The organism is Rhizobium pantanalense (genome assembly GCF_030182525.1).
Classification (GTDB): Bacteria; Pseudomonadota; Alphaproteobacteria; order Rhizobiales; family Rhizobiaceae; genus Rhizobium.
In genome coordinates, this window is the sequence record NZ_JAQJCH010000002.1 from 354,276 (window position 1) to 375,473 (window position 21,198).

Consider the following 21,198-nt stretch of genomic DNA (forward strand, 5'->3'; position numbering starts at 1 on the left):
TCCCATGCCCACCTTCGGCCTGACACAGTTCATCTTCCTGCTCGATGCGGCCGTCTGGACGCTCGCATTGTCGGCCCTCGGTTTCATCGGCGGCGGTTTGGTTGGCTTCGTCGTGGCTCTGGCACGGATCTCGCCGAGCCGCACCATTCGCTGGACTGCGACGATCTATGTGCAGCTGATCCAGGGAACGCCTCTGCTGGTATTGCTTTTCATCGTCTATTTCGGGCTCAGCATTGCCGGGTTCAACAATCTTCCGGCCTTGCTGGCCGCCGGTGTCGCGATCACGCTCTACACTTCGGCCTTTCTTGCCGAGATCTGGCGCGGTTCGATCCGGTCGATTGCCAAGACGCAATGGGAGGCTGCGGAATGTCTTGGTCTCTCGCGCTGGCAGCGCATGACACGGGTCATTCTTCCCCAGTCGCTGCGCATCGCGACGCCACCCACGGTCGGCTTCCTCGTTCAGGTGATAAAGAACACGTCGCTCGCCTCGGCGATCGGTTTTGTCGAGCTCGCGCAGGCCGGCAAACTGATCAACAATTCCACCTTCCAGCCCTTCAGCATCTTCATGGTGGTCGCCGCAATCTATTTCGCTATCTGCTTCCCGCTCACGCTCGCCAGCCGGAAGCTGGAAAGGAAACTGAATGTCTCCAATCGTTAGATTATCCGATGTCCGCAAGAGCTTTGGCGCGCTGCAGGTCCTGAACGGTGTTTCCTTCTCGGTCGATGCAGGCGAAGTGGTCGCCATCATCGGACAGTCCGGTTCGGGCAAGTCGACCGCTTTGCGATGCATCGATGCGCTGGAGACCATTCAAGGCGGCGAGATCGAGGTTTGCGGGCACAAGATCCACTCGCCGGATCTCGACAAGCGCGCGCTTCGTCGCGATGTTGGCATTGTCTTCCAAAGCTATAACCTATTCCCGCATCTGACCGTCCTGGAGAATGCCTCGTTGGCGCTGACCTGCGTCAAGAAGCTGAGCAAGGCTGAAGCCCGGGATATATCGCTCGACTGTCTCGGCCGGGTGGGGCTCGCGGAAAAAGCCTCTTTCTACCCTGAACAGTTGTCCGGCGGCCAGCAACAGCGCGCTGCAATCGCCCGGTCGCTGGCCATGCAGCCACAAGTCATGCTGTTCGACGAGGTGACGTCCGCGCTTGATCCGCAGCTGACCGGCGAGGTGCTGAAGGTCATCGAAAACCTAGCGCGGGGCGGCATGACGATGATCCTCGTCACCCATGAAATGGCTTTTGCCCGGAAAGTGGCAAGCAATGTCCTTTACATGCATCTCGGCAGGGTCTGGGAGCATGGCCCGGCGGCCCTGCTCGATGCCCCTCAGACCGAGGAACTGCGCAGTTTCGTCGGCAACGGGCTTTGAGGACCACGGGCAGCGAAATGCAATCAAAACTAAATCGGAGGAGAACCATGAAGCGCCGTCATATTCTAGCAGCCACCGCACTTGCGATCCTGGGCACGTTCGCCAGCTATGCGCAGGCAGACGCCCTTGCGGATATCCAGGCCCGGAAAAAGGTCCTTATCGCCCTCGATCTCGGCTCGCCGCCGTTCGGCATGATCGATGTCAACATGCAGCCCTATGGCTCCGATGTCGAAGTTGCCAAGCTTCTTGCCGAGCAGCTCGGTCAGCCGCTTGATATCGTCCAGGTGACCAGCCCCAACCGCATTCCTTATCTGCAGACGGGCAAGGCGGATATGGTCATCGCGTCGCTCAGCGTGACAGACGAGCGCAAGCGGGTCATCGACTATTCAAAGCCCTATGGTGTGATCCAATCGGTCGTCGCAGCACCTGCCGGCCAGACCATCAAGACCATGGCCGACCTGAAGGGCAAGCGCATCGGCACCACGCGCGGCAGCGTCAACGACAAGGAAGTCACGAAGGTCAACGACGGCTCGGAAATCGTGCGTTACGATGATGACGCCACTCTGGTCACGGCACTCGTCAGCGGCCAGGTCGATGTGATGGCGACGTCGCCGCAAATCATGAAGGCGGCGAACGAGCGCAATCCAGCGTCGAAATTCGAGGTGAAGATGGTGCTCAAGGTATTCCCCTATGCCATAGGCATCCGCAAGGGAGAGGCTGCCTTGAAGCAGCGGCTCGACAAGTTCGTCGACGAGAACCTTGCGACCGGCAAACTCAACGAGATCTACAAGAAATACAACGGCGTCGACCTGCCGGCCGACATCGCTACCCTGAACTGAACAGTTTCCAGCGAACCGGGCGTAAGCGTCCGGTTCACGCCCCCAAACCGGAAAGGTATCGTCCCGTGAAAGCCCTGTTGATCGAAAGTGAAGGTGTCAGCCGTTTCATCGATGTCGCCCGCCCGCAGCTCGGAGAAGGCGATGTCCGTATCGCCGTCCGCCATGTCGGCATCTGCGGGAGTGACCTCAACACGTTTCGAGGCCTCAACCCGCTGGTGGAGCTGCCGCGCATCCCAGGGCACGAAATCGGTGGCGAGATCATCGAGACAGGGGCGGGCGTTTCGTCCGCCTATCAACCGGGACAGCGCGTCATCGTTCTTCCCTATACCAGTTGCGGCACTTGCTCTTCCTGCCGCAAGGGTCGCGTGAATGCCTGCCGCTACAATCGGACGCTCGGTGTTCAGCAGGATGGCGGGCTTGCCGAAGAGATCGTTCTTCCCGCGGAGAAGGTGATTCTGAATGACACGCTCGATCCACGCTTTCTTGCCTTGGTCGAGCCCCTCTCGGTGGGCTTCCATGCGGTGGCGCGCGGCCGCGCTTCGTCGAGTGATCGCATCATCGTGCTGGGCTGCGGCATGATCGGCATGGGCGTGGTCATCGGAGCCGTTGCTCGCGGAGCCGAGGTGATTGCCGTCGATCTCAGCGCGGAAAAGATCGCGCTGGCGAGGCAGTTCGGCGCTCGTCACACAATCGATGCCAGCACGGAAGATGTCGCGGCGCGCATTGTCGAACTGACTGATGATCAGGGCGTCGACGTGGCTTTCGAGGCGGTCGGTCTTCCGGAAACCTTTCGCCAGGCGATCGATCTTGCCGGCTTTTGCGGGCATGTCGTCTATGTCGGCTACGCCAAGGCTCCTGTCACCTATCAAACACAAATGTTCAATCTCAAGGAGTTGGATATCATGGGGTCGCGCAACGCGACCAGGTCCGATTTCGATGCGGTGATCGCTTACCTCGAGACGATCGGCGATCGAGCCGCCTCGCTCATTTCCAAGGTCATACCTTTCGCCGAGGCCGAAGGTGCATTGCCCTTTTGGGACAAGAATCGCGACGTTTTGAAGGTCATTGTCGAAAGATGAATATGCAAGCAAGCATGAAATCTCCAACCGCGCTTCCGGACTGGTATGGTGCGTTCCGACTGGACGGGCAGCGCGCGCTGGTGACCGGCGGAGGTAGTGGACTGGGCCTCGCGATCGCGCGTTGCCTCGCGGCCTCGGGTGCTGAGGTGGTGCTGGCAGGCCGCAGGTCGGATCTTCTTGAGGAAGCCGCGGAATCGATTGGCCCCCTGGCGAAGGCCGCACAGCTCGACCTTCGTGATCTTGCCTCGATCAATGCTTTCGCGGCCGGAGTGGAGGAGGCGCACGGCCCGGTCGATATCGTCGTCAACAATGCCGGGAATACGGTGAAGAAGCCGTTCGAGGAATCCGATATTGCCGACTTTGACGAAGTCATGGACGTCCATGTTCGCGGCGCGCTGGAATTGACCCGGCAATTTCTGCCTGGGCAGATCGCAAGAGGAAGCGGTTGCGTGCTCTTCACCGCATCCATGACATCCTTCATCGGCCAGCCGTTGGTGATGGGCTATACGACGGCGAAGACGGCGCTGACGGGTGCCGTGCGCGGGCTTTCGGCCGAGTTCGCCGGCCGAGGAATCCGTGTCAATGCCGTGGCGCCCGGCTGGATCGATACGGATCTCTTTCAGAAGGCTACGGCCAACGATCCGGCTCGCCGCGCCAAAATCATGGGCCGCATTCAGATGAACCGCCTCGGCTCGGCCGAGGAAATCGGCTGGACATGCGCGTTCCTCGCATCACCGGCCGCCGGCTATATCACCGGCCAAACCATCATCGTAGACGGCGGCGCCGTCATTGGCTTCTAAAAATTGCAATGAAGGGAGGTTTCCCGATGGATACCACAGCGACCTACTCAACCGATGCCGATCTGTTCCGCGTGTTGAAAGCCGAACTCTTTACCGCTGTCGTCGGCGATATCCTTGATACGCTTGGCTATCGTCGACAGTTCCTGCCCGCTGGCATCAAGCCTCTGCGCGACGACATGAAGATCGCCGGCCGCGCAATGCCGGTGCTTGAAGCCGATATCTTCTCGGACGGGAAGGGCTCTTTCGGCCCGCTCGCTGACAAGCCGTTCGGCATCATGTTCGAAGCGCTGGATTCACTGAAGCCGGGCGACGTCTATGTTGCTACGGGTTCGTCGCTTCGCTACGCGCTTTGGGGCGGTCTGATGTCGACGAGAGCCACTCATCTGCAGGCCGCGGGTGCCATTCTCGACGGTTATGTGCGCGATGCCGGCGAAATCGAACGGCTTGGCTTCCCGGCCTTTTCCCGCGGGATCTATGCGCAGGATCAGGGGCCGCGCGGTAAGGTCATCGACTACAATACCCCGATCGAAATCGAAGGTGTCCGCATCGAACCTGGCGATCTGCTCTATGGCGACCGCGAAGGCGTTCTCGTCATCCCGAAGGCGGTAGAAAAGGAAGCGATCTCGCTCGCCCTGGAGAAGGTGCGTACCGAAAACAAGGTGGCGGAGGCAATCCGCGACGGCATGAGCACGGTCGAAGCCTTCGCGACGTTTGGAGTGATGTGAGGTCATGGGCTCTGGCGCGCCGCTAACACATGCCGATGATCCACGGCTGCTGCTGCTTTCGGAAAAGGACAATGTTTTCGTCTGCCGCGAGGATATTCCCGCAGGGGAACATGTTCGTGTCGGGGAACGGGAGATGACACTCGCAAAGACGATTTTGCGAGGCCACAAGATCGCCCGGCATGAGATCGCACCGGGCGCCAAGGTCTACAAATACGGCGCTCCGATCGGCTCTGCCATTGCGCCGATCGCGCCCGGTGACCACGTCCACGTGCACAACGTCAAGAGCGACTACACGCCGAGCCACTTCTTCGACATCCAGGAGGTTATCAAAAAATGACCTTGCAAGGCTATCTGCGGCCGGATGGCCGCAAAGGCATTCGCAATATCGTCGCCGTCGCCTATCTGGTCGAATGTGCCCACCACGTCGGACGTCAGATCATCTCGGCTTTCGACGGACAGGAGGTTCATCTCATCGGCTTCCCCGGCTGTTTTCCCAATGCCTACGCCCAACGAATGATGGAGCGGCTCTGTACCCATCCGAATATCGGTGCGGTTCTGCTGCTGTCGCTCGGCTGTGAAAGCTTCAACAAATACTCGCTATCCAAGATCATCGAGGAGAGCGGCAGGCCGGTGAAGACACTGACCATCCAGAACGATGGCGGCACGCGCAGCACGATTGCGGCCGGTCGTGCCTGGGTAAGCAAGCAGCTCGAAAACCTGGCGTGCGATGTACGGGTGCCGATGGACATCAGCGAGCTGATCGTCGGGACGGTTTGCGGCGGGTCGGACGGAACCAGCGGGATTACCGGCAATCCGGCGGCGGGCCGGGCTTTCGATTCTCTGGTGGCGGCCGGTGCTACCTGCATTTTCGAGGAAACCGGTGAGCTCATCGGCTGCGAGGAGATCATGGCCGACCGTGCGGTCACGCCTGAACTTGCCGACGAGCTTCGTGCGGCGGTTGCCAAGGCGGCACGCTACTATGCCACGCTCGGCTACGGCAGCTTTGCACCGGGCAATGCCGATGGCGGGCTGACGACGATCGAAGAGAAATCGATGGGCGCCTATGCCAAGTCGGGGGCGTCGCCGATCTCCGGCCTGATCAAGCCCGGTGATATTCCGCCGCGTGGCGGTCTTTATCTGATGGACGTGGTGCCTGACGGCGAGGTGCGGTTCGGCTTCCCGAATATTTCCGACAATGCCGAAATTGTCGAGATGATAGCGTCCGGCTGTCACATGGTGTTCTTTGTCACCGGCCGCGGCTCGGTTTCAGGCTCGGCAATCTCGCCGGTGATCAAGATCTGCGCCAATCCGGATACTTACCGCCGGCTGGAGGAGGACATGGATGTCGATGCTGGCCGTATCCTCGAGGGGCGAGCAAGTCTTGATGAGGTCGGCCAGGAGATCGTCACGCTTCTTCAGGACGTTGCCGGTGGTAAACCGACGAAGTCGGAAAGCCTCGGCCATCAGGAGTTCATCCTGACCTACAAGTCTTTTGAGCCGATCGGGCCGGCATGTCTGCCGGCCTAGAATCTATCGGAGTTAGATTTAAGCATATCCGGCATGTCCTGATATGCGGCGCAACGATGTAGGGCAAAAGGCCTCAGGAACTTCGTCGACACGGCATATATTGCGATGCGATCCAGCTAAAAGCTGACCTCCTCTAATAGAGGACAGCCGCCGTCTTCAGCGTGCCATGTCCTGCCGTGTCGCGGGTTTCTTACCCATGACGCAGCCCGAACTGTGCCTTTCGGCCCGCGCACCGACATTGTCGCGCCCCGTCCAGCTGGTTGCAATGTAGAAAGAGATTTTCCAATTCCTGTACCTTTCAGAGATCGCTGTTTCTTTTAATCTACTATTTTTATGGACAATATTTGCATTATCGAAAATGCATGCGATCTTCGGAAGGGATGAGAATGAGTGCGCCCAAACTCGTCGGCATTGCCGGCAGCTTCAACAGGCCGTCGAAGACCTACGCGCTGGTCCAGACCGTCGCGGATCTGACCGTTGAGCGATATGGCTTCTCAAGCAAGGTCTATGATCTGCACGATGTTGGTCCGTCCCTCGGCGCCGCTCAGTGGCGCAAGGAGCTCGACGACCAGGCGAAAGGCGTGATCGACGATATCGTCTCATCGGATGCGCTGATTATCGGTTCGCCGACGTTCAAGGGATCCTATCCCGGACTGTTCAAGCATCTGATCGATCTTATCGATCCGCACGAGCTGCGCGCCAAGCCGATCATCATCACCGCGACCGGCGGCGGAGACAGGCATGCGCTGATGGTGGAACATCAGCTGCGGCCGCTCTTCGGCTTCTTCATGGCACACACCCTGCCAACCGCTGTCTATGCGTCGGATCGTGATTTTGCCGACTATAAGGTCTCTTCGGAACCGCTGGCCAACCGGATCAATGAGGTCGTCGGTGAGCTCTCGGCTTTCTTCCCGCATTCGATAAGGGTGCTCGCTGCGGCCGAATGATGGGCCGACGGATAAATTGTCTTCAACCGCCTCGGATCTATCAACCAAATGGAGGGTTACATGAAATGGAACGTCATTAGCCGCCTGAAGACGATTTTCGCTGGGCGTGCGTTGCGGGATGAGGATGGGCGCATCCGGTCCGTCGATCGGCCCGAGCCTGGCGAGCGAGAGCTCTCCGCGCGCGACTACGAGATCTACTATTGGTGTACATCCCCCGCGCCTTGGCATTGAAGGGATGCATTTTTGATTTCCTGTCGCAAGCTTTGTGTTCGATCTTTCTCGTGAGGCTCATATGACCAGAGTACTGATTGTGCCTGGCCTTTTCGGCTCGGGCGAGGGACATTGGCAGCGCTATTGGCTGCAGGATCATAGCGACGTCCGGCTTGTCGAACAGGATGATTGGGACTTTCCCAATCTCGGCAGCTGGATGGAGAAGTTGGAAGCCGCGCTGGAAGAGGCCGGTGAAGCCTATATCGTCGCCCACAGCCTGGGCTGCGTGTTGACGGCGAGGCTGGCTGGCCGCGAGGCCGCACGAAGGGTCAAAGGTGCGCTGCTCGTCGCGCCCTGCGATATTCCGGTGACGGAAACACTTCATGCCGGACATCTGTCCTTCGGCACCATGCCGACCGACACGCTGCCATTTCCCAGCATGACAGTCGGAAGCCTGAACGACATCTATATGAGCCTCGACCGGCTCGGCATGTTCGGACGGCTATGGAATTCGGACGTCCGCAATATCGGTCTTGCCGGGCATATCAACGTAGCGAGTGGTTTCGGGCGCTGGGCAAGCGGCTACGGCTTCCTTGAAATGCTGAAGGCGCGCAGCAGGCATCGCAGGCCGCAAGGGTTTTCAGCGGCAATCGCGGCGTCCATTTAAAAGAAGGGCTTTTCATATCCGACATTCGACGCCATTGTGCGACGAATTTTTTTCTCGTTCCCTGGCTGTTACAAATGCGCGCCGGGGCAGGTTTTGGAGGTAAGACAATGAGTTTGCGCATCAACGATATCGCGCCGGATTTTGCGGCCGAGACGACGCAGGGCGAGATTAAGTTCCATGACTGGATCGGTAACGGCTGGGCCGTGCTCTTCTCGCATCCGAAGAACTTCACGCCGGTCTGCACGACGGAACTCGGCGCAATGGCTGGCCTCGAAGGCGAATTCCGCAAGCGCGGCGTCAAGATCATCGGTATTTCCGTCGATCCCGTAGAGAGCCATGGTCGCTGGAAGAACGACATCAAGACGGCGACCGGCTTCGACGTCGACTATCCGCTGATCGGCGACAAGGACCTGAAGGTCGCCAAGCTCTACGACATGCTGCCGGCAGGCGCCGGCGAAAGCTCGGAAGGCCGCACGCCGGCTGATAATGCCACGGTTCGCTCCGTTTTCGTCATTGGTCCCGACAAGAAGATCAAGCTGATCCTTACCTATCCGATGACGACGGGCCGGAACTTCGGCGAAATCCTGCGTGCGATCGACTCTATCCAGCTGACATCCAAGCATCAGGTCGCGACGCCGGCAAACTGGCAGCAGGGCGAGGATGTCATCATCACCGCCGCTGTCTCCAACGAAGACGCCATCACCCGCTTCGGCTCGTTCGACACGGTATTGCCCTATCTGCGCAAGACCCGCCAGCCATCAGCCTGATAGGCGTGGTGACTGAGAGTTTTAGCTGACGCGATGCGGCCTTGACGGCCGTGTCGCTTTTACAGGTGAACGTTTTCGCGCAAAAAATCCAGCAAGGCACGCACGCGCGCTGGCAGGGGGCCGCCGCCCTGACCGATATAGACGGCGTGGAATTCCTCGATATCGCCGGAATTGAATTCTTCCAGCAGGGGCTTTAGCCGCCCGGCCGCGATATCCGATTTGACGGTAAAGGCGGCAAGGCGAGCCAGGCCGGCACCGGCTAGCGCAAGATGCCGGATGGCTTCGCCATCGCCAACCTGCAGGTTCCGCGCTGCCGGTACCGTCGCAATTTCGCCGTCAATGAGCAGCGGCCAACCTTCGATCGCTCGGGAATAGCTAAAGCTGATGCGGCAATGTTTTGCCAATTCTGCGGCGGAGCGAGGCGTTCCATGCCTGCGTAGATAGGCCGGGGAGGCGACAATGAGATTTCGCGTCCCTCCAAGCTTGCGGGCCGTGAGGCTGGAGCTCTTTAGCGGCCCTGCGCGGATGGCGATATCGGCGCGCTCCTCCATCAGGTCGACGATGCGATCCGTATGGAAGATCTCCAGCGAGACATCGGGATGTAGCGCCATGAAGCTTGGAATGAGCGGAGCAAGCACATGATTGCCGAAGGAGCCGCTGGTGTTGATGCGGATATGGCCAGCGACCTGCTCTCCCGCCGACGCATGGCGTTCGGCTTCGGCAATATCGGCAAGAATGGCGACGCTGCGCTCGAAGAAGGCGCAACCTCCTGGAGTGAGCTGCAGACGCCGCGTCGAGCGGTGAATGAGACGCGCGCCAAGGCGCTTTTCAAGTCGCGTGACAAGTTTGCTGACGGCGGACGGTGTCATCCGGCAGGCCGCAGCCGCGGCAGTGAAGCCACCGAGTTCCACGGCGCGCACGAAGACTTCCATTTCACCGGAACGGTTGATCTCTTGGCGGCTCATGATGAATTTAAATCATAAATCAGTTTCTTTCCGGCAATCTATATCACCTTCGACCGAGCGTCTATCTATCTGAAGAACCAATAGGAGACAGACGATGGAATACAGAAATCTCGGTGCTTCCGGCTTGCGCGTTCCGGTTCTCAGTTTCGGCGCCGGCACCTTTGCCGGCAGCGGGCCTCTCTTCAGCGCCTGGGGCTCGACGGATGCGATAGAAGCGCGGCGCTTGGTCGACATCTGCCTCAAGGCCGGCGTCAATCTCTTCGACACGGCCGATGTCTATTCGGCAGGCGCATCGGAAGAGGTGCTTGGTCAGGCGATCCGGGGCAGGCGGGATGCTGTCCTGATCTCGACGAAGACAGCTTTGCCGATGGGCGATGGACCGGCCGATTGGGGGAGTTCGCGTTCGCGCTTGATTACATCGGTGGACGCCACCTTGCGGCGGCTCGGCACCGATTATATCGACCTTTTGCAATTGCATGCTTTCGACGCCTCGACGCCCATTGAGGAAACGCTTTCCACCCTTGATGGCCTCGTGAAGGCGGGAAAGGTCCGCTACATCGGCGCTTCCAACTTCGCCGGCTGGGAGCTGATGAAATCGCTCGCTGTTTCGGAGAAGCACTCCTACGTGCGTCATGTCGCCCATCAGGTCTATTACTCGCTCGCCGGCCGCGATTACGAATGGGAGCTGATGCCGCTCGCTGCGGATCAGAATGTCGGCGCCCTGGTCTGGAGTCCGCTGGCATGGGGCAGGCTTACCGGCAAGATTCGTCGCGGACAGCCATTGCCCGAAAAGAGCCGCTTGCACGAAACCGCGACCTTCGGCCCGCCCGTCGATGACGACAAGCTGTTCGATATCGTCGATGTGCTGGATGAGATTGCTGTCGAGACTGGGAAGAACGTGCCGCAAATCGCCATCAACTGGCTACTGAGCCGGCCGACCGTTGCAAGCGTCATCATTGGCGCGCGCAACGAGGAGCAGTTGCGGCAGAATCTCGGTGCGGTCGGCTGGACGCTTTCGAAAGAGCAGATCGAGAGGCTGGATAAGGTCAGTGAGATAACGGCTCCCTATCCCTATTTTCCCTACCGACGCCAGGAAGGTTTTGCCAGACTTAACCCGCCGCTCGTCTGACGCAGCAGGCGATCCCAACGACGGCGGCGAAGCAGGCAAATGCTTCGCCGCCGGATGCGACTTAACGGCCACCCTCTATCTTGCGATGGCGCTGGTTCCGGCCGCTTTCGCCATAAGGATAGGCAGCGGGTTGCGGCGCGCTGACCTCGTTCAGCCGATCCATCTCCGCCTCCGAGAGCGTCAGCTTGGCGGCGCCAAGATTGTCGGCAAGCTGCTCGGGCGTGCGGGCGCCGAGAATGACTGACGTTACCGCCGGGCGTGCTGCCGTCCAGGCAAGCGCTACCTGTGCCATGGTCACGTCTCGTGTTCTGGCGATCTCCTCGACGGCGGCAATGATTGCCCAGGTCCGTTCCTGCGCGTTGCGTGGCGCGAAGGATTCGCTGCCGCGGTTGGGGTTCTCGCCAAGCCGCGTGGCGCCGGTCGGCATTTCGTCGCGCTTGTATTTGCCTGTTAGCCATCCGCCGCCAAGCGGCGACCAGGGAAGCAGGCCCAAGCCGGCATCAAGGCAGGCATCGACGATCTCGAGTTCGATGTCGCGCACGAGCAGATTATATTGCGGCTGCAGCGTCACCGGCCGCGTGTAGCCCTGGGCCTTGGCGATCTCGACGGCCTTGGCGATATGCCAGCCGACGTAATTGGAAAAGCCGTAATAGCCGATCTTGCCGGCGCGCACGGCATCGTCGAGAAACCGCAACGTCTCCTCGATCGGTGTCAGGGCATCCCAGGCATGCATCTGATAGAGATCGATATGCTCGATGCCGAGACGACGCAGCGAGTCGTCCAGGGCTTGACCCAGGTGCCGGCGGGACAGACCGATATCATTCGGACCGTTGCCCATCGGAAAGCGGCCCTTGGTGGCGATCACGGCCTGGCGCGCTTCCGTCGGACGAGCCTTCAGCCAGCGGCCGATAATCTCTTCCGACTTGCCTGCACTATAGACATCGGCGGTATCGATGAAGTTGCCGCCCCATGCAAAATAATCGTCGAGAAGTTTATGCGACGCGGCCTCGTCTGCTTCCGCGCCGAAAGTCATGGTGCCAAGGCAATAGGCCGTGACAACGGCCCCGCTTGGGCCGAGCTTGCGATAATCCATTCCTGCCTCCTCTGAACGGAGCGCTGGCACCCGATCGGCAAAGCTGTCGGGAAAGCGGCAGGCTCCGTGATCCATAGCAATGTGGTGCTTGAGACGGCCTCCACCGTCGATGGGATTCGACGCTCGGCGTTTTACCGCCTTGGCCGCGAAGAGAGCATAGCTAATCATCCCATGATTACCAAGCGTATTCATTGCCTGGGCGGCCTGGCTTGCGTAAAATTCTCCGTAATGATTCTTCTCTCGCCGAATGCTTCCTTTCATGGATGAAACGCCGACAAGCCGCATGCTTTCCTGGGCACGCAACTCGACCATCTATCGTCTCGAGCGCCGGATGATGACCGAGAAGCAGCTGTTCGATGCGATTTCCAAGAAAGCCGAGCACAAGTTCGAGGATATTAGCGAAACTCAGATCAAGGCACTTGCCGAGTTCGCGGTGAAATTTGCCTATGAACTGAAGGTGCTTGATGACGTCGCTTTTGCCGAAATCAGCACACGCTCGGCAGTTCGTTCGGGCAAATCGAAGAAAGCCATCGCCTTCAAGCTCGCGTCGAAGGGCATAGATGGCGAAACGGTCGTCGCGGCGGTGGAGGAGGTCGACGATCTCCATTCCGCCGTCATCTTTGCCCGGAAGCGTGGTTTCGGCCCATTCCGGCGCGGCGATCTCGATGAAAAGCGCAAGGCAAAGGAACTATCTGCCTTCGCGCGCAACGGTTTCAGCTTCGCAGTTGGTAAAAGGGTCTTCAATATGGAACGAGAGGACGCCGAGGAACTATTGCTGTCGGCCTCGGCATTCTGAAGCTCTATGCTCGTTGAAATAGCCGAGACCAACGGATAGCTTCGCGGCGCTTGAGACCGTGAATATGAGGACGTTGGTGACAGTGAATTTTCGATTGCTCGCAGTGGCGATGTGCATCGCTTCCTTGCCGATGACGGCCCACGCCGAGTGGCAGGCAGTCGAGACGATCAAGACCTATGCGATTACCGGATCCTCGGGGCGCGAGCTATATGACTCTATCGGCGATCGCGGCCCCTTGCTTGGACCCAAGGTGAGGGCGATCGCCCATACCGATTTCAAGCTGACCTGGACGCGCAAATACGAGCCGCAGCCGAACGGCGCCTGTATGATCACGGTCAACATACCCAAGCTGATCATTACCTACACGCTGCCGAAGCCTTCGGCGCAATTGCCGGCGTCGACCCGCAAAAGCTGGCAGAAATTCATCGCCGGAGTCGAGGCGCATGAGCGGGTACATGGCGGCTTCATCAAGGATATGGTCAAGGAGATCGAGACGATGAGCGTCGGCTTTTCCGTGCCCGACGACCCGAAATGCAGCAAAATCCGCGTGGAACTGACGAAGCGGCTCGGTGAGATTTCCAACAGGGAACGGCAGCGCAACAGCGATTTCGATAGGGTCGAATTCAGCGATGGCGGCAATCTCCAGCAGCTCGTTCTGAAGCTGGTCAAGGAAGAGTAATTAAGAGAGCCGCAGCCGGATAAATCCGCCGGCTGCGTGACCTATGTGGTCTTATCGACCCTTCCGCTTCCGCCATTCGGCGAATTTGAGTTTCGGCGCGTCGCTGGTCGCCGGATAGAGGCCGATGATGGTCGCACCGTTCATGACCTCTTCCGTGACGAAGTCCTCATAGGCTGTCATTTCCACGGTCTCAGTGGCAATCTCATCGGCAAGGTGCGCGGGGATGACGATGACGCCCTCATTATCGCCAACCAGCACGTCGCCAGGAAAAACTGCCACATCGCCGCAGCCGATCGGACCGTTGATTTCGATGGCCTGATGCAGCGTCAGGTTCGTCGGTGCGGACGGGCGGTGATGATAGGAGGGGATATCGAGGGCGGCGATTTCCGGGCTGTCGCGGAAGCCGCCATCGGTGACGACGCCGGCCACCCCACGCACCTGCAGACGCGAGATGAGAATGGAGCCGGCAGAGGCGGCGCGTGCATCTTTGCGGCTATCCATGACCAGCACGAAGCCGGGCGGGCATTGCTCGACGGCGGCACGCTGCGGATGCTCTGGGTTGCGGAAGACTTCCAGCGTATTCAGGTCCTCGCGCGCCGGAATATAGCGCAGCGTGAAGGCCTGGCCGACCATGTTTGCCTTCTTCGGCGAGAGCGGGCGCACATCCTGGATGAACTGGTTGCGCAGGCCGCGCCGGAAAAGCGCGGTGGCGATCGTCGGTGTTGCGACACCCATCAGCTTGTCGCGCGTCTCTTTGCTCAGCACATAGTTGCTCATGCGATATATCCCTCGTGATTAGTAGATGTCGGGTTCGCCCGGCATCGGGCCGAAGCTGTTTTCCAGGAAGTCGAAATCACAGCCGGTATCGGCCTGCGCCACATGGCGCGAGAACATCCAGCCATAGCCTCGGCCGAATTTTTCCGCCGGCTTGACCCAGGCATCGCGACGGCGCTGCAATTCGTCTTCGTCAACGAGCATGTCGATGCGCCGTGCCTCGAGATCGAGGCGGACGATATCGCCGTTACGCAAGAGCGCCAGCGGGCCGCCGATATGGGACTCGGGTGAGACGTGCAGAATGCAGGCGCCATAGCTGGTGCCGCTCATGCGGGCATCGGAGAGGCGGAGCATATCCCTATGCCCTTTCTTCAGAAGCGCCTTCGGGATCGGTAGCATCCCCCATTCCGGCATACCGGGACCGCCTTGCGGGCCGGCACCGCGCAGCACCATGACGTGATCGGGCGTAATGTCGAGATCCTCATCGTCGACCGCCGCCTTCATCTCAGGATAGCTGTCGAAGACGAGTGCCGGACCCTGGTGCTTGTGGAAGCGCGGATCGCAGGCGGCCGGCTTGATGACGGCGCCGGTTGGTGCAAGGTTGCCCTTCAACACCGCAAGCGAGCCTTCATGATAGACCGGATTGTCGAGCGAGCGGATCACGTCGTCATTGTAGCATTTCGCCCCCTCCAGCGTTTCGCCGAGGGTGACGCCGGAGACGGTCAGCGTGGAAAGATCGAGCTTGGAGGCGAGCTTGGACATCAGTGCCCGGAGGCCGCCGGCATAGTAAAAATCTTCCATCAGATAGGTCTTGCCGGTCGGCCTGATATTGGCGAGCACGGGTGTCGTGCGTCCGGCCTTGTCGAGATCGTCGAGCGAGAGATTGGTGCCGGCGCGGCGTGCCATGGCAATCAGATGGACGACGGCATTGGTGGAACAGCCCGTCGCCATCGCGACAGCGACGGCATTGTTGACGGCGGCCTGCGTGACGATTTTCGAGGGGACCAGATCTTCCCAAACCATCTCGACGATACGCCGGCCGACAGCTGATGACATGCGGATATGGTTGGCATCCGGTGCGGGGATCGAGCTTGCGCCGGGGAGGGTGAGGCCTAGCGCCTCGGCGATCGCCGTCATCGTGCTCGCCGTGCCCATCGTCATACAGTGGCCGTAGGAACGCGCGATGCCTGCCTCGACATCGACCCATTCCTTCTCCGAAATGGTGCCGGCGCGGCGCTCGTCCCAGAACTTCCAGGCGTCGGATCCGGATCCCAGATATTCGCCGCGGTAATTGCCGCGCAGCATCGGGCCGGCCGGCAGATAGATCATCGGCAGGCCCATGGAGAGCGCGCCCATGACGAGACCCGGCGTGGTCTTGTCGCATCCGCCCATCAGCACGGCGCCGTCGACCGGATGGGAGCGCAAAAGCTCTTCGGCCTCCATCGCGAGCATGTTGCGATAGAGCATGGTCGTCGGCTTGACGTAGCTTTCCGATAGCGACAGCGCCGGCAGCTCCAGCGGAAAGCCGCCGGCCTGCAAGATGCCGCGCTTCACGTCCTCGACGCGATGCTTGAAATGAGCATGGCACGGATTGGCGTCGGACCAGGTGTTGAGGATGGCGATGACGGGCTTGTCCACCCATTCCTCGGGTGCATAGCCCATCTGCATGGTGCGCGAGCGATGCCCCGAGCTTCTGAGATCATCCGGGGCGAACCATCTGGCGCTGCGTAAATCCTGGGGCTTCTTCCTGCTGTTCATTGTAGTTGCGCCTTGTATTCGAATGTTGGTCGAAGGGATAAAAGCATGCGCCGCATCATTCCTTCATGCCCCATTTTAGCAGGGTGCGGCGTTCGATCGTTTGGAAAACCAGATTTTCGACAATAAGCCCGATGACGATCACAGTCAGCAGGCCGGCAAATACCGAGGGTATGTCGAGAAGATTGCGGTTTTCGAAGATGAACCAGCCGAGGCCGCCCTGGCCGGAAGAGACGCCGAAGACGAGCTCGGCGGCGATCAGCGTGCGCCAGGAGAAGGCCCAGCCGATTTTCAACCCCGTTAGGATCGACGGGAAGGCCGCGGGGATCAGGATGCGGAAGACATAGGAAAGACCCGTCAGCCCATAATTGGCGCCGACCATGCGCAGGGTGCGGGAAACGCCGAGAAAGCCGGCATGCGTGTTAAGCGCGACGGCCCAGAGCACAGAATGTATAAGCACGAAGACGAGGCTTGCCGGACCGAGGCCGAACCATATGAGGGCGAGCGGCAGCAGCGAGATGGCTGGCAGCGGATTGAACATCGCCGTCATGGTCTCGAGAAAATCGGTGCCGATGCGGGTGTTGATCGCAACGACCGTCAACACGGCGGCAAGCACCGTTCCCGAGATGTAACCGGTCACCAGTATCTTCAGCGTGGTCCAGATGCGGGCCGGCAGCGCGCCGTCCGCGAAGCGGTCATAAAGCGCGGTCAGCGTGTCGCTCAGCGTCGGAAACAGCAGCGGATTGTCGAGGTGCCGGGCATAGGCCTCCCATATGACGGCGAGGATAACGATCAGCAATGACTTGCGGAACAGGCCCGACTGCCAAAGGAGTTCCATCGTGCCGAGCTTTTGCTCGACGGCTGCGATGTGGCCGGCGACTTCCGTTGTCTGTGGAGCAAGGATGATCTGTGGCGCGCTCATGGTTTACTCCCTGTGTCCCTGCTCGGCAAACAGCATGTGATGGATCTCCTGTTCCAGCTTGGCGGCAGCAGCGGGATCGTCACGGACGGCTTCCACCTCGCGCACTTCGGCCTTGACGCGGCCGGGATGCGGCGACAGCAGCAGGATGCGGTTGGAGATCTTGATCGCCTCGGCGATCGAGTGCGTCACGAAGATGACGGTAAAGCGCGTGTCTTCCCAGAGCTGCAGGAGTTCGTCCTGCATCTGTCGGCGGGTGAGGGCATCGAGCGCGGCGAAAGGCTCGTCCATCAGGAGGATATCGGGCTGCATCGCCATGCCGCGGGCAATGGCGACACGCTGCTTCATGCCGCCGGACAGCATGTGCGGGTAAGTGTCGACCGCGCGGGTGAGCTTGACCTTGTCGATATAATCGCGGGCGATGGCCTCGGCTTCGCCGCGCGGTAGGCGGCGGGCCGTTGTCAGGGGGAACATGACATTTTCCAGAACGGTCTTCCATGGCAGCAGCTGGTCGAATTCCTGGAAGACCATCATGCGGTCGGCGCCCGGTTTCTTGACCGGCTGCCCCTTGATTTCGATGCGGCCCGTCGTCGGCGTCATATAGCCGCCGATCGCCTTCAGCAGCGTCGATTTTCCGCAGCCTGAGGGGCCGAGGAGGACGAAGCGATCGGACTGGGCAACGGAGAAGCTGACATTTTCCGTTGCGGTGATCAGCAGGTTCGGCGTCTTGTAGCGAAGCGTTACCCTGTCGACATTCAGAAGCGGTGTTGCAGTCATTGTTTCCGTCATCGGCATTTCGGCGTGCGTTTTTGCCTGAAGCATGAGGGCTCCTCCAAGAAATGGCGCGACGGCGGCATTCGCGCCGCCCGCAGGCGTCAGTTGCCATTAAGATCGGCTGCTTCCGGCAGGTAATAGTCGGTCCAGGCCTTGGGCATCGTCTTCAGCGTGCCGATCTTGTAGAGATGGGTCGCAAACTTCATGGTCCCCTGCGGATCCATGCGGAATTCCATCATGTGCGGCTCATTCAGGATCGCTAGCAGATCTTCGACGCTGGTCTTGTCACCGCTGACGGTCTTGTAGGCTTCCACAGCCGATTTCGGATCCTTCTTGATGAGATCGATGGCCTCAGCCGTCGCCTCGCGCACGGCCTTGATGATCGTCGGGTTGGCGCTTGCGAACTGGGTGGTGGTGAAGAAGGTGCCCTGAGTCAAATCGCCGCCAATGATGTCGCGGGAATCGATGACCTTGTGAACGCCCGGCTGCTTCAGCTCGAGATATTGGAAGGGCGGGGCGGAGAAGTGGTTCTTGACCTCATGGGTCTGGTTGGCGAGCGCCGCCATCGCATCCGGGTGGCCGAGCTGCACCGTATTGGCGTCGAACTTATGCACCTGGTCGTCGCCATACATTTGCGCGGCGGCCATCTGCAGCAGGATTGCCTGCGTCGAGACGCCAACCGTCGGCACGGCGATCTTGTCGTTCGGTTGAATATCCTTCAACGACTGGATGCGCGCATCGCGCGAGACCATGATGACCGGCTGCGCCGAATTGGTGACGATCCCCTTGACCTTGCCTCGGGTGCGGTCCCAAAGCAGCAGCAGATTACCGGTGCCGGTATTGACGATGTCGACGTTGCCGGACAGCAGCGCGTCGGTCTGCGCGCCGCCACCGCTGAAGGTCCGCCATTCCACTTTGACGCCCTGAAGGCCATCGGCGGCCGCATGTTTCTCGATCAGCTTCTGCGTCTCCATCACATGGCTGGCGAGATAAAGAATGCCCGGCTGGCGCGTGATCGAAATATCGGTCTTTTCGGCCGCACCGGCCGAAAAGTTGCCTGCGACCACCATGCCGACCGCGGTCAGACAGCGAAGAAATCCTCTCATTTGCTCCTCCCGATTGGTCCAACTTTGAAAAACGAAGTTGGCTTGGATCAACTAAAGCACTAATGTATCAGTGCATCAAGCCCTGAACTGTGTTTAATGAGCAAACGCTCTCGATCAGAAAGGCCGCCAGTGAAGCTCAACCCGAAAGAATTCGCCCTCGATCGCTCCCGCCAAGTTGGGCCTCAGATCCTGGAGATCCTGCGATCACGCATTCTTTCGATGAGCCTACCGCCGACGACGGTCTTGTCGCGCATCTCGCTGCAAAGCGAATTCAATGTCAGCCAGACCCCCGTGCGCGATGCCCTGATCCGGCTTGAGGAGGAGGGGCTGGTGGAGGTCTATCCGCAATATGCGACTGTCGTTGCGAGGATCGATATCCGCAACGCGACAGAGGCGCATTTCCTGCGATTGTCGATCGAACTGGAGGCTGTTCGCAGGCTGGCTGCGGAATCACCTGCAGAAACCGCAGCAATCCTGGAAGGCATCCTGGCTCGACAGAAGCATGTGGTGTCACAGGAAACCTATGATCTCTTCGATATGCTCGACAAGGATTTCCATCGCGTTCTCTATGAGCGCGCCGGCATTCTCGGCCTCTGGTCCACGGTCCGGCGCCAGAGCGTGCATCTGGACCGGCTGCGCATGCTCAACCTGCCCATGCCCGGCAAGCTCGAGCAGATCATTGTCGATCATCAAGCCGTGGTCGATGCTATCAGCTCGGCCGATGCGGAGGCTGCCGTCGCTGCTTTGCGCCGGCATTTGTCGGGCACCTTGTCGATCGTCGATCTCATTTGCGAACAGTATCCAGACTATGTGAGCCGCTAGGCCCGAAATTTGCGTGGCTGCCTTGTAGGGTTGCAGCGGCACCAACAAGGATCGATGCCGCCGGCAATCTAACAGCCGCCAAAACTCATCGAGCGCATCATGACAATGATGGCCTGAGGGTTTATATTTTCGCTTCACCACTTAGGGAGGTGATATTGGAAGCGCCCAATAGCCTTGTCATTGATCTCCTGGTTTTTTTGAAAGCTGGTCCGCGACCTTATCGCGAGGTCATGGATGCGTGGCGGACGAGCTGTCCCCGATTGCCCATCTGGGAGGATGCAATGGATCTTGGTCTCGTTGAGCGGGAGCAAGGTTTTATCGTGCTGACCGATGCGGGAAGAAACCTGGTGGAATCTCGTCAGTAAAGATCGCTATTTCCACGATTGATTCGATACGCTTCATTTTGCCAGTAGATGTGGAGCGCGCCAGCACCCGCATTGGCTTGCGCCTCGCTTCATGCGACAAAGTCCCAGGGAAACAATTCATGGAGTTCGCTTGACCATCGGGCTTGCGCATGCGGAGCTGATTGCGGTTCTGACGGCCGTTACGGGTAGTGATCCGAGGGTAATGACGGTGCGGTCGGGCGATGCTTTGCCATCCGGCCCGTTTGAGCTCGGACATCGCACGCTGCAGAGCGGATTGCGCGAATGGGTTCAGGAGCAGACGGCCCATCCCGTCGGCTATCTGGAGCAGCTTTATACCTTTGCCGATCGCGATCGAAACAATGACATTCTCGGCGGTCGCACGATTTCCATCAGCTATCTGGGGCTGGTGCGCGAGCAAGCGGCACCCGGCGGCGGGATGCCGGGGTGGCATGGCTGGTACGAATATCTTCCGTGGGAGGATCATCGAGATGGCCGGCCGCCGATCCTCGACGATATCGCCGCTCGGCTTGAATCCTGGATCGGGGAGGACGCGATGCGCAGCAGCCAGCGCCGCCGCCGCGCCGACTTCGACTTCGGGCTGAATGGTGCGGCATGGAACGAGGATCTTGTCCTGCAGCGCTATGAACTGCTCTACGAAGCACGTCTCGTCACCGAGGCGGGTTGCGATCTCAAGCATAATTTCGGCCGATCGATGTTTGCCGATCATCGCCGCATCCTTGCGACCGGCATGGCGCGGCTTAGGGCCAAGATCAAATATCGGCCCGTCGTCTTCGAACTCATGCCCGAAAATTTTACGCTGCTGCAATTGCAGAAAACCGTCGAGGCATTGGCAGGGCTGATGCTGCACAAACAGAATTTCCGCCGGCTGATCGAGCAGCAGGAGCTGGTCGAGGAAACCGGCGGCACCGAAAGCGAGACCGGCGGCCGTCCCGCCAAGCTCTTCCGCTTCCGCCGCGCAGTCCTCGAAGAACGCGAATTCGCCGGAACGAAATTACCGCTCTCCCGCAATTGACATATGCTCGTACTGAGAATATCTATTTGCTCACGATATACTCAAAATGAGTATAAT

At 59.6% G+C, this 21,198-nt stretch carries 25 protein-coding genes; 18 read left to right on the top strand and 7 right to left on the bottom strand.

Annotation, left to right across the window (positions count from 1 at the left end; translation table 11 throughout):
- The first annotated feature begins 4 nt into the window (after nucleotides 1-4).
- From PH558_RS07705 to PH558_RS07760, 12 genes are all read left to right on the top strand, one after another.
- Nucleotides 5-658, top strand: a complete 654-nt coding sequence (locus PH558_RS07705; protein WP_285203179.1) for an amino acid ABC transporter permease — start codon at nucleotides 5-7, stop codon at nucleotides 656-658.
- Entirely contained in the window at nucleotides 642-1,370 is a 729-nt protein-coding gene (locus PH558_RS07710) for an amino acid ABC transporter ATP-binding protein (protein WP_095436866.1), read from the top strand. The genes PH558_RS07705 and PH558_RS07710 overlap by 17 nt, the downstream gene beginning before the upstream one ends.
- 47 nt (nucleotides 1,371-1,417) lie before the next feature.
- Nucleotides 1,418-2,209 carry a transporter substrate-binding domain-containing protein gene (locus tag PH558_RS07715; protein WP_285203182.1) on the top strand — a complete coding sequence of 264 codons (792 nt, stop codon included), beginning with the start codon at nucleotides 1,418-1,420 and terminating at the stop codon, nucleotides 2,207-2,209.
- Nucleotides 2,210-2,274: 65 nt separating this feature from the next.
- A complete protein-coding gene (locus tag PH558_RS07720) occupies nucleotides 2,275-3,288 on the top strand; it encodes a zinc-binding alcohol dehydrogenase family protein (protein WP_285203184.1) in 1,014 nt (337 codons plus the stop codon).
- A gap of 14 nt (nucleotides 3,289-3,302) precedes the next feature.
- Nucleotides 3,303-4,088 carry an SDR family NAD(P)-dependent oxidoreductase gene (locus PH558_RS07725; protein ID WP_285203185.1) on the top strand — a complete coding sequence of 262 codons (786 nt, stop codon included), beginning with the start codon at nucleotides 3,303-3,305 and terminating at the stop codon, nucleotides 4,086-4,088.
- Nucleotides 4,089-4,114: 26 nt separating this feature from the next.
- A complete protein-coding gene (locus tag PH558_RS07730; RefSeq protein ID WP_113407595.1) occupies nucleotides 4,115-4,813 on the top strand; it encodes an RraA family protein in 699 nt (232 codons plus the stop codon).
- Between the two features lie 4 nt (nucleotides 4,814-4,817).
- Nucleotides 4,818-5,150 (top strand): UxaA family hydrolase, encoded by a 333-nt coding sequence (locus tag PH558_RS07735; RefSeq protein ID WP_285203186.1) that lies wholly within the window; start codon nucleotides 4,818-4,820, stop codon nucleotides 5,148-5,150.
- The gene (locus PH558_RS07740; RefSeq protein ID WP_285203191.1) at nucleotides 5,147-6,340 is read left to right on the top strand and encodes a UxaA family hydrolase; all 1,194 of its coding nucleotides are present in this window, start codon (nucleotides 5,147-5,149) and stop codon (nucleotides 6,338-6,340) included. The genes PH558_RS07735 and PH558_RS07740 overlap by 4 nt, the downstream gene beginning before the upstream one ends.
- A gap of 386 nt (nucleotides 6,341-6,726) precedes the next feature.
- A complete protein-coding gene (gene msuE / locus PH558_RS07745) occupies nucleotides 6,727-7,287 on the top strand; it encodes an FMN reductase (RefSeq protein ID WP_285203193.1) in 561 nt (186 codons plus the stop codon).
- Between the two features lie 60 nt (nucleotides 7,288-7,347).
- Nucleotides 7,348-7,518: a hypothetical protein gene (locus PH558_RS07750; RefSeq protein WP_154660809.1), complete on the top strand. Its 171-nt coding sequence runs from the start codon at nucleotides 7,348-7,350 to the stop codon at nucleotides 7,516-7,518.
- A 61-nt stretch (nucleotides 7,519-7,579) separates the two neighbouring features.
- Nucleotides 7,580-8,164: an RBBP9/YdeN family alpha/beta hydrolase gene (locus PH558_RS07755; RefSeq protein WP_113407599.1), complete on the top strand. Its 585-nt coding sequence runs from the start codon at nucleotides 7,580-7,582 to the stop codon at nucleotides 8,162-8,164.
- Between the two features lie 107 nt (nucleotides 8,165-8,271).
- Complete coding sequence (locus PH558_RS07760) at nucleotides 8,272-8,931, top strand: peroxiredoxin (protein ID WP_285203196.1); 660 nt, start codon at nucleotides 8,272-8,274, stop codon at nucleotides 8,929-8,931.
- A gap of 59 nt (nucleotides 8,932-8,990) precedes the next feature.
- Here the strand turns inward: PH558_RS07760 and PH558_RS07765 are convergent, their stop codons facing one another.
- Nucleotides 8,991-9,896 (bottom strand): LysR family transcriptional regulator, encoded by a 906-nt coding sequence (locus PH558_RS07765; RefSeq protein ID WP_285203199.1) that lies wholly within the window; start codon nucleotides 9,894-9,896, stop codon nucleotides 8,991-8,993.
- A 94-nt stretch (nucleotides 9,897-9,990) separates the two neighbouring features.
- Here PH558_RS07765 and PH558_RS07770 point away from each other — a divergent pair, with 94 nt between their 5' ends.
- Complete coding sequence (locus PH558_RS07770) at nucleotides 9,991-11,025, top strand: aldo/keto reductase (protein WP_113407601.1); 1,035 nt, start codon at nucleotides 9,991-9,993, stop codon at nucleotides 11,023-11,025.
- A 61-nt stretch (nucleotides 11,026-11,086) separates the two neighbouring features.
- On the opposite strand, the gene PH558_RS07775 is transcribed toward PH558_RS07770, so the two are convergent.
- Entirely contained in the window at nucleotides 11,087-12,118 is a 1,032-nt protein-coding gene (locus tag PH558_RS07775; RefSeq protein WP_285203202.1) for an aldo/keto reductase, read from the bottom strand.
- A gap of 259 nt (nucleotides 12,119-12,377) precedes the next feature.
- Here PH558_RS07775 and recX point away from each other — a divergent pair, with 259 nt between their 5' ends.
- Entirely contained in the window at nucleotides 12,378-12,914 is a 537-nt protein-coding gene (gene recX / locus PH558_RS07780) for a recombination regulator RecX (RefSeq protein ID WP_285203203.1), read from the top strand.
- 64 nt (nucleotides 12,915-12,978) lie between these two features.
- Nucleotides 12,979-13,593: a DUF922 domain-containing Zn-dependent protease gene (locus PH558_RS07785; RefSeq protein ID WP_285203205.1), complete on the top strand. Its 615-nt coding sequence runs from the start codon at nucleotides 12,979-12,981 to the stop codon at nucleotides 13,591-13,593.
- 51 nt (nucleotides 13,594-13,644) lie between these two features.
- On the opposite strand, the gene PH558_RS07790 is transcribed toward PH558_RS07785, so the two are convergent.
- The 5 genes from PH558_RS07790 to PH558_RS07810 are packed head-to-tail and all read right to left on the bottom strand — an operon-like array spanning nucleotide 13,645 to nucleotide 18,921.
- A complete protein-coding gene (locus PH558_RS07790) occupies nucleotides 13,645-14,370 on the bottom strand; it encodes a ribonuclease activity regulator RraA (protein ID WP_095436853.1) in 726 nt (241 codons plus the stop codon).
- 18 nt (nucleotides 14,371-14,388) lie between these two features.
- On the bottom strand, nucleotides 14,389-16,125 hold the full coding sequence (gene araD / locus PH558_RS07795) for an L-arabinonate dehydratase (RefSeq protein ID WP_095436852.1): 1,737 nt from the start codon (nucleotides 16,123-16,125) through the stop codon (nucleotides 14,389-14,391).
- Between the two features lie 55 nt (nucleotides 16,126-16,180).
- Nucleotides 16,181-17,044: an ABC transporter permease gene (locus PH558_RS07800; RefSeq protein WP_285203215.1), complete on the bottom strand. Its 864-nt coding sequence runs from the start codon at nucleotides 17,042-17,044 to the stop codon at nucleotides 16,181-16,183.
- Nucleotides 17,045-17,047: 3 nt separating this feature from the next.
- Nucleotides 17,048-17,863 carry an ABC transporter ATP-binding protein gene (locus PH558_RS07805; protein WP_095436850.1) on the bottom strand — a complete coding sequence of 272 codons (816 nt, stop codon included), beginning with the start codon at nucleotides 17,861-17,863 and terminating at the stop codon, nucleotides 17,048-17,050.
- A gap of 53 nt (nucleotides 17,864-17,916) precedes the next feature.
- On the bottom strand, nucleotides 17,917-18,921 hold the full coding sequence (locus tag PH558_RS07810; RefSeq protein ID WP_095436849.1) for an ABC transporter substrate-binding protein: 1,005 nt from the start codon (nucleotides 18,919-18,921) through the stop codon (nucleotides 17,917-17,919).
- Between the two features lie 129 nt (nucleotides 18,922-19,050).
- Between PH558_RS07810 and PH558_RS07815 the strand changes: the two genes are divergently transcribed.
- The 3 genes from PH558_RS07815 to PH558_RS07825 all read left to right on the top strand — a co-directional run bounded on the left by PH558_RS07815 (nucleotide 19,051) and on the right by PH558_RS07825 (nucleotide 21,141).
- Nucleotides 19,051-19,743 (top strand): GntR family transcriptional regulator, encoded by a 693-nt coding sequence (locus PH558_RS07815; protein WP_095436848.1) that lies wholly within the window; start codon nucleotides 19,051-19,053, stop codon nucleotides 19,741-19,743.
- 155 nt (nucleotides 19,744-19,898) lie between these two features.
- Nucleotides 19,899-20,108 carry a hypothetical protein gene (locus PH558_RS07820; RefSeq protein ID WP_095436847.1) on the top strand — a complete coding sequence of 70 codons (210 nt, stop codon included), beginning with the start codon at nucleotides 19,899-19,901 and terminating at the stop codon, nucleotides 20,106-20,108.
- A gap of 130 nt (nucleotides 20,109-20,238) precedes the next feature.
- On the top strand, nucleotides 20,239-21,141 hold the full coding sequence (locus tag PH558_RS07825) for an NUDIX hydrolase (RefSeq protein ID WP_095436846.1): 903 nt from the start codon (nucleotides 20,239-20,241) through the stop codon (nucleotides 21,139-21,141).
- Nucleotides 21,142-21,198 lie beyond the last annotated feature (57 nt).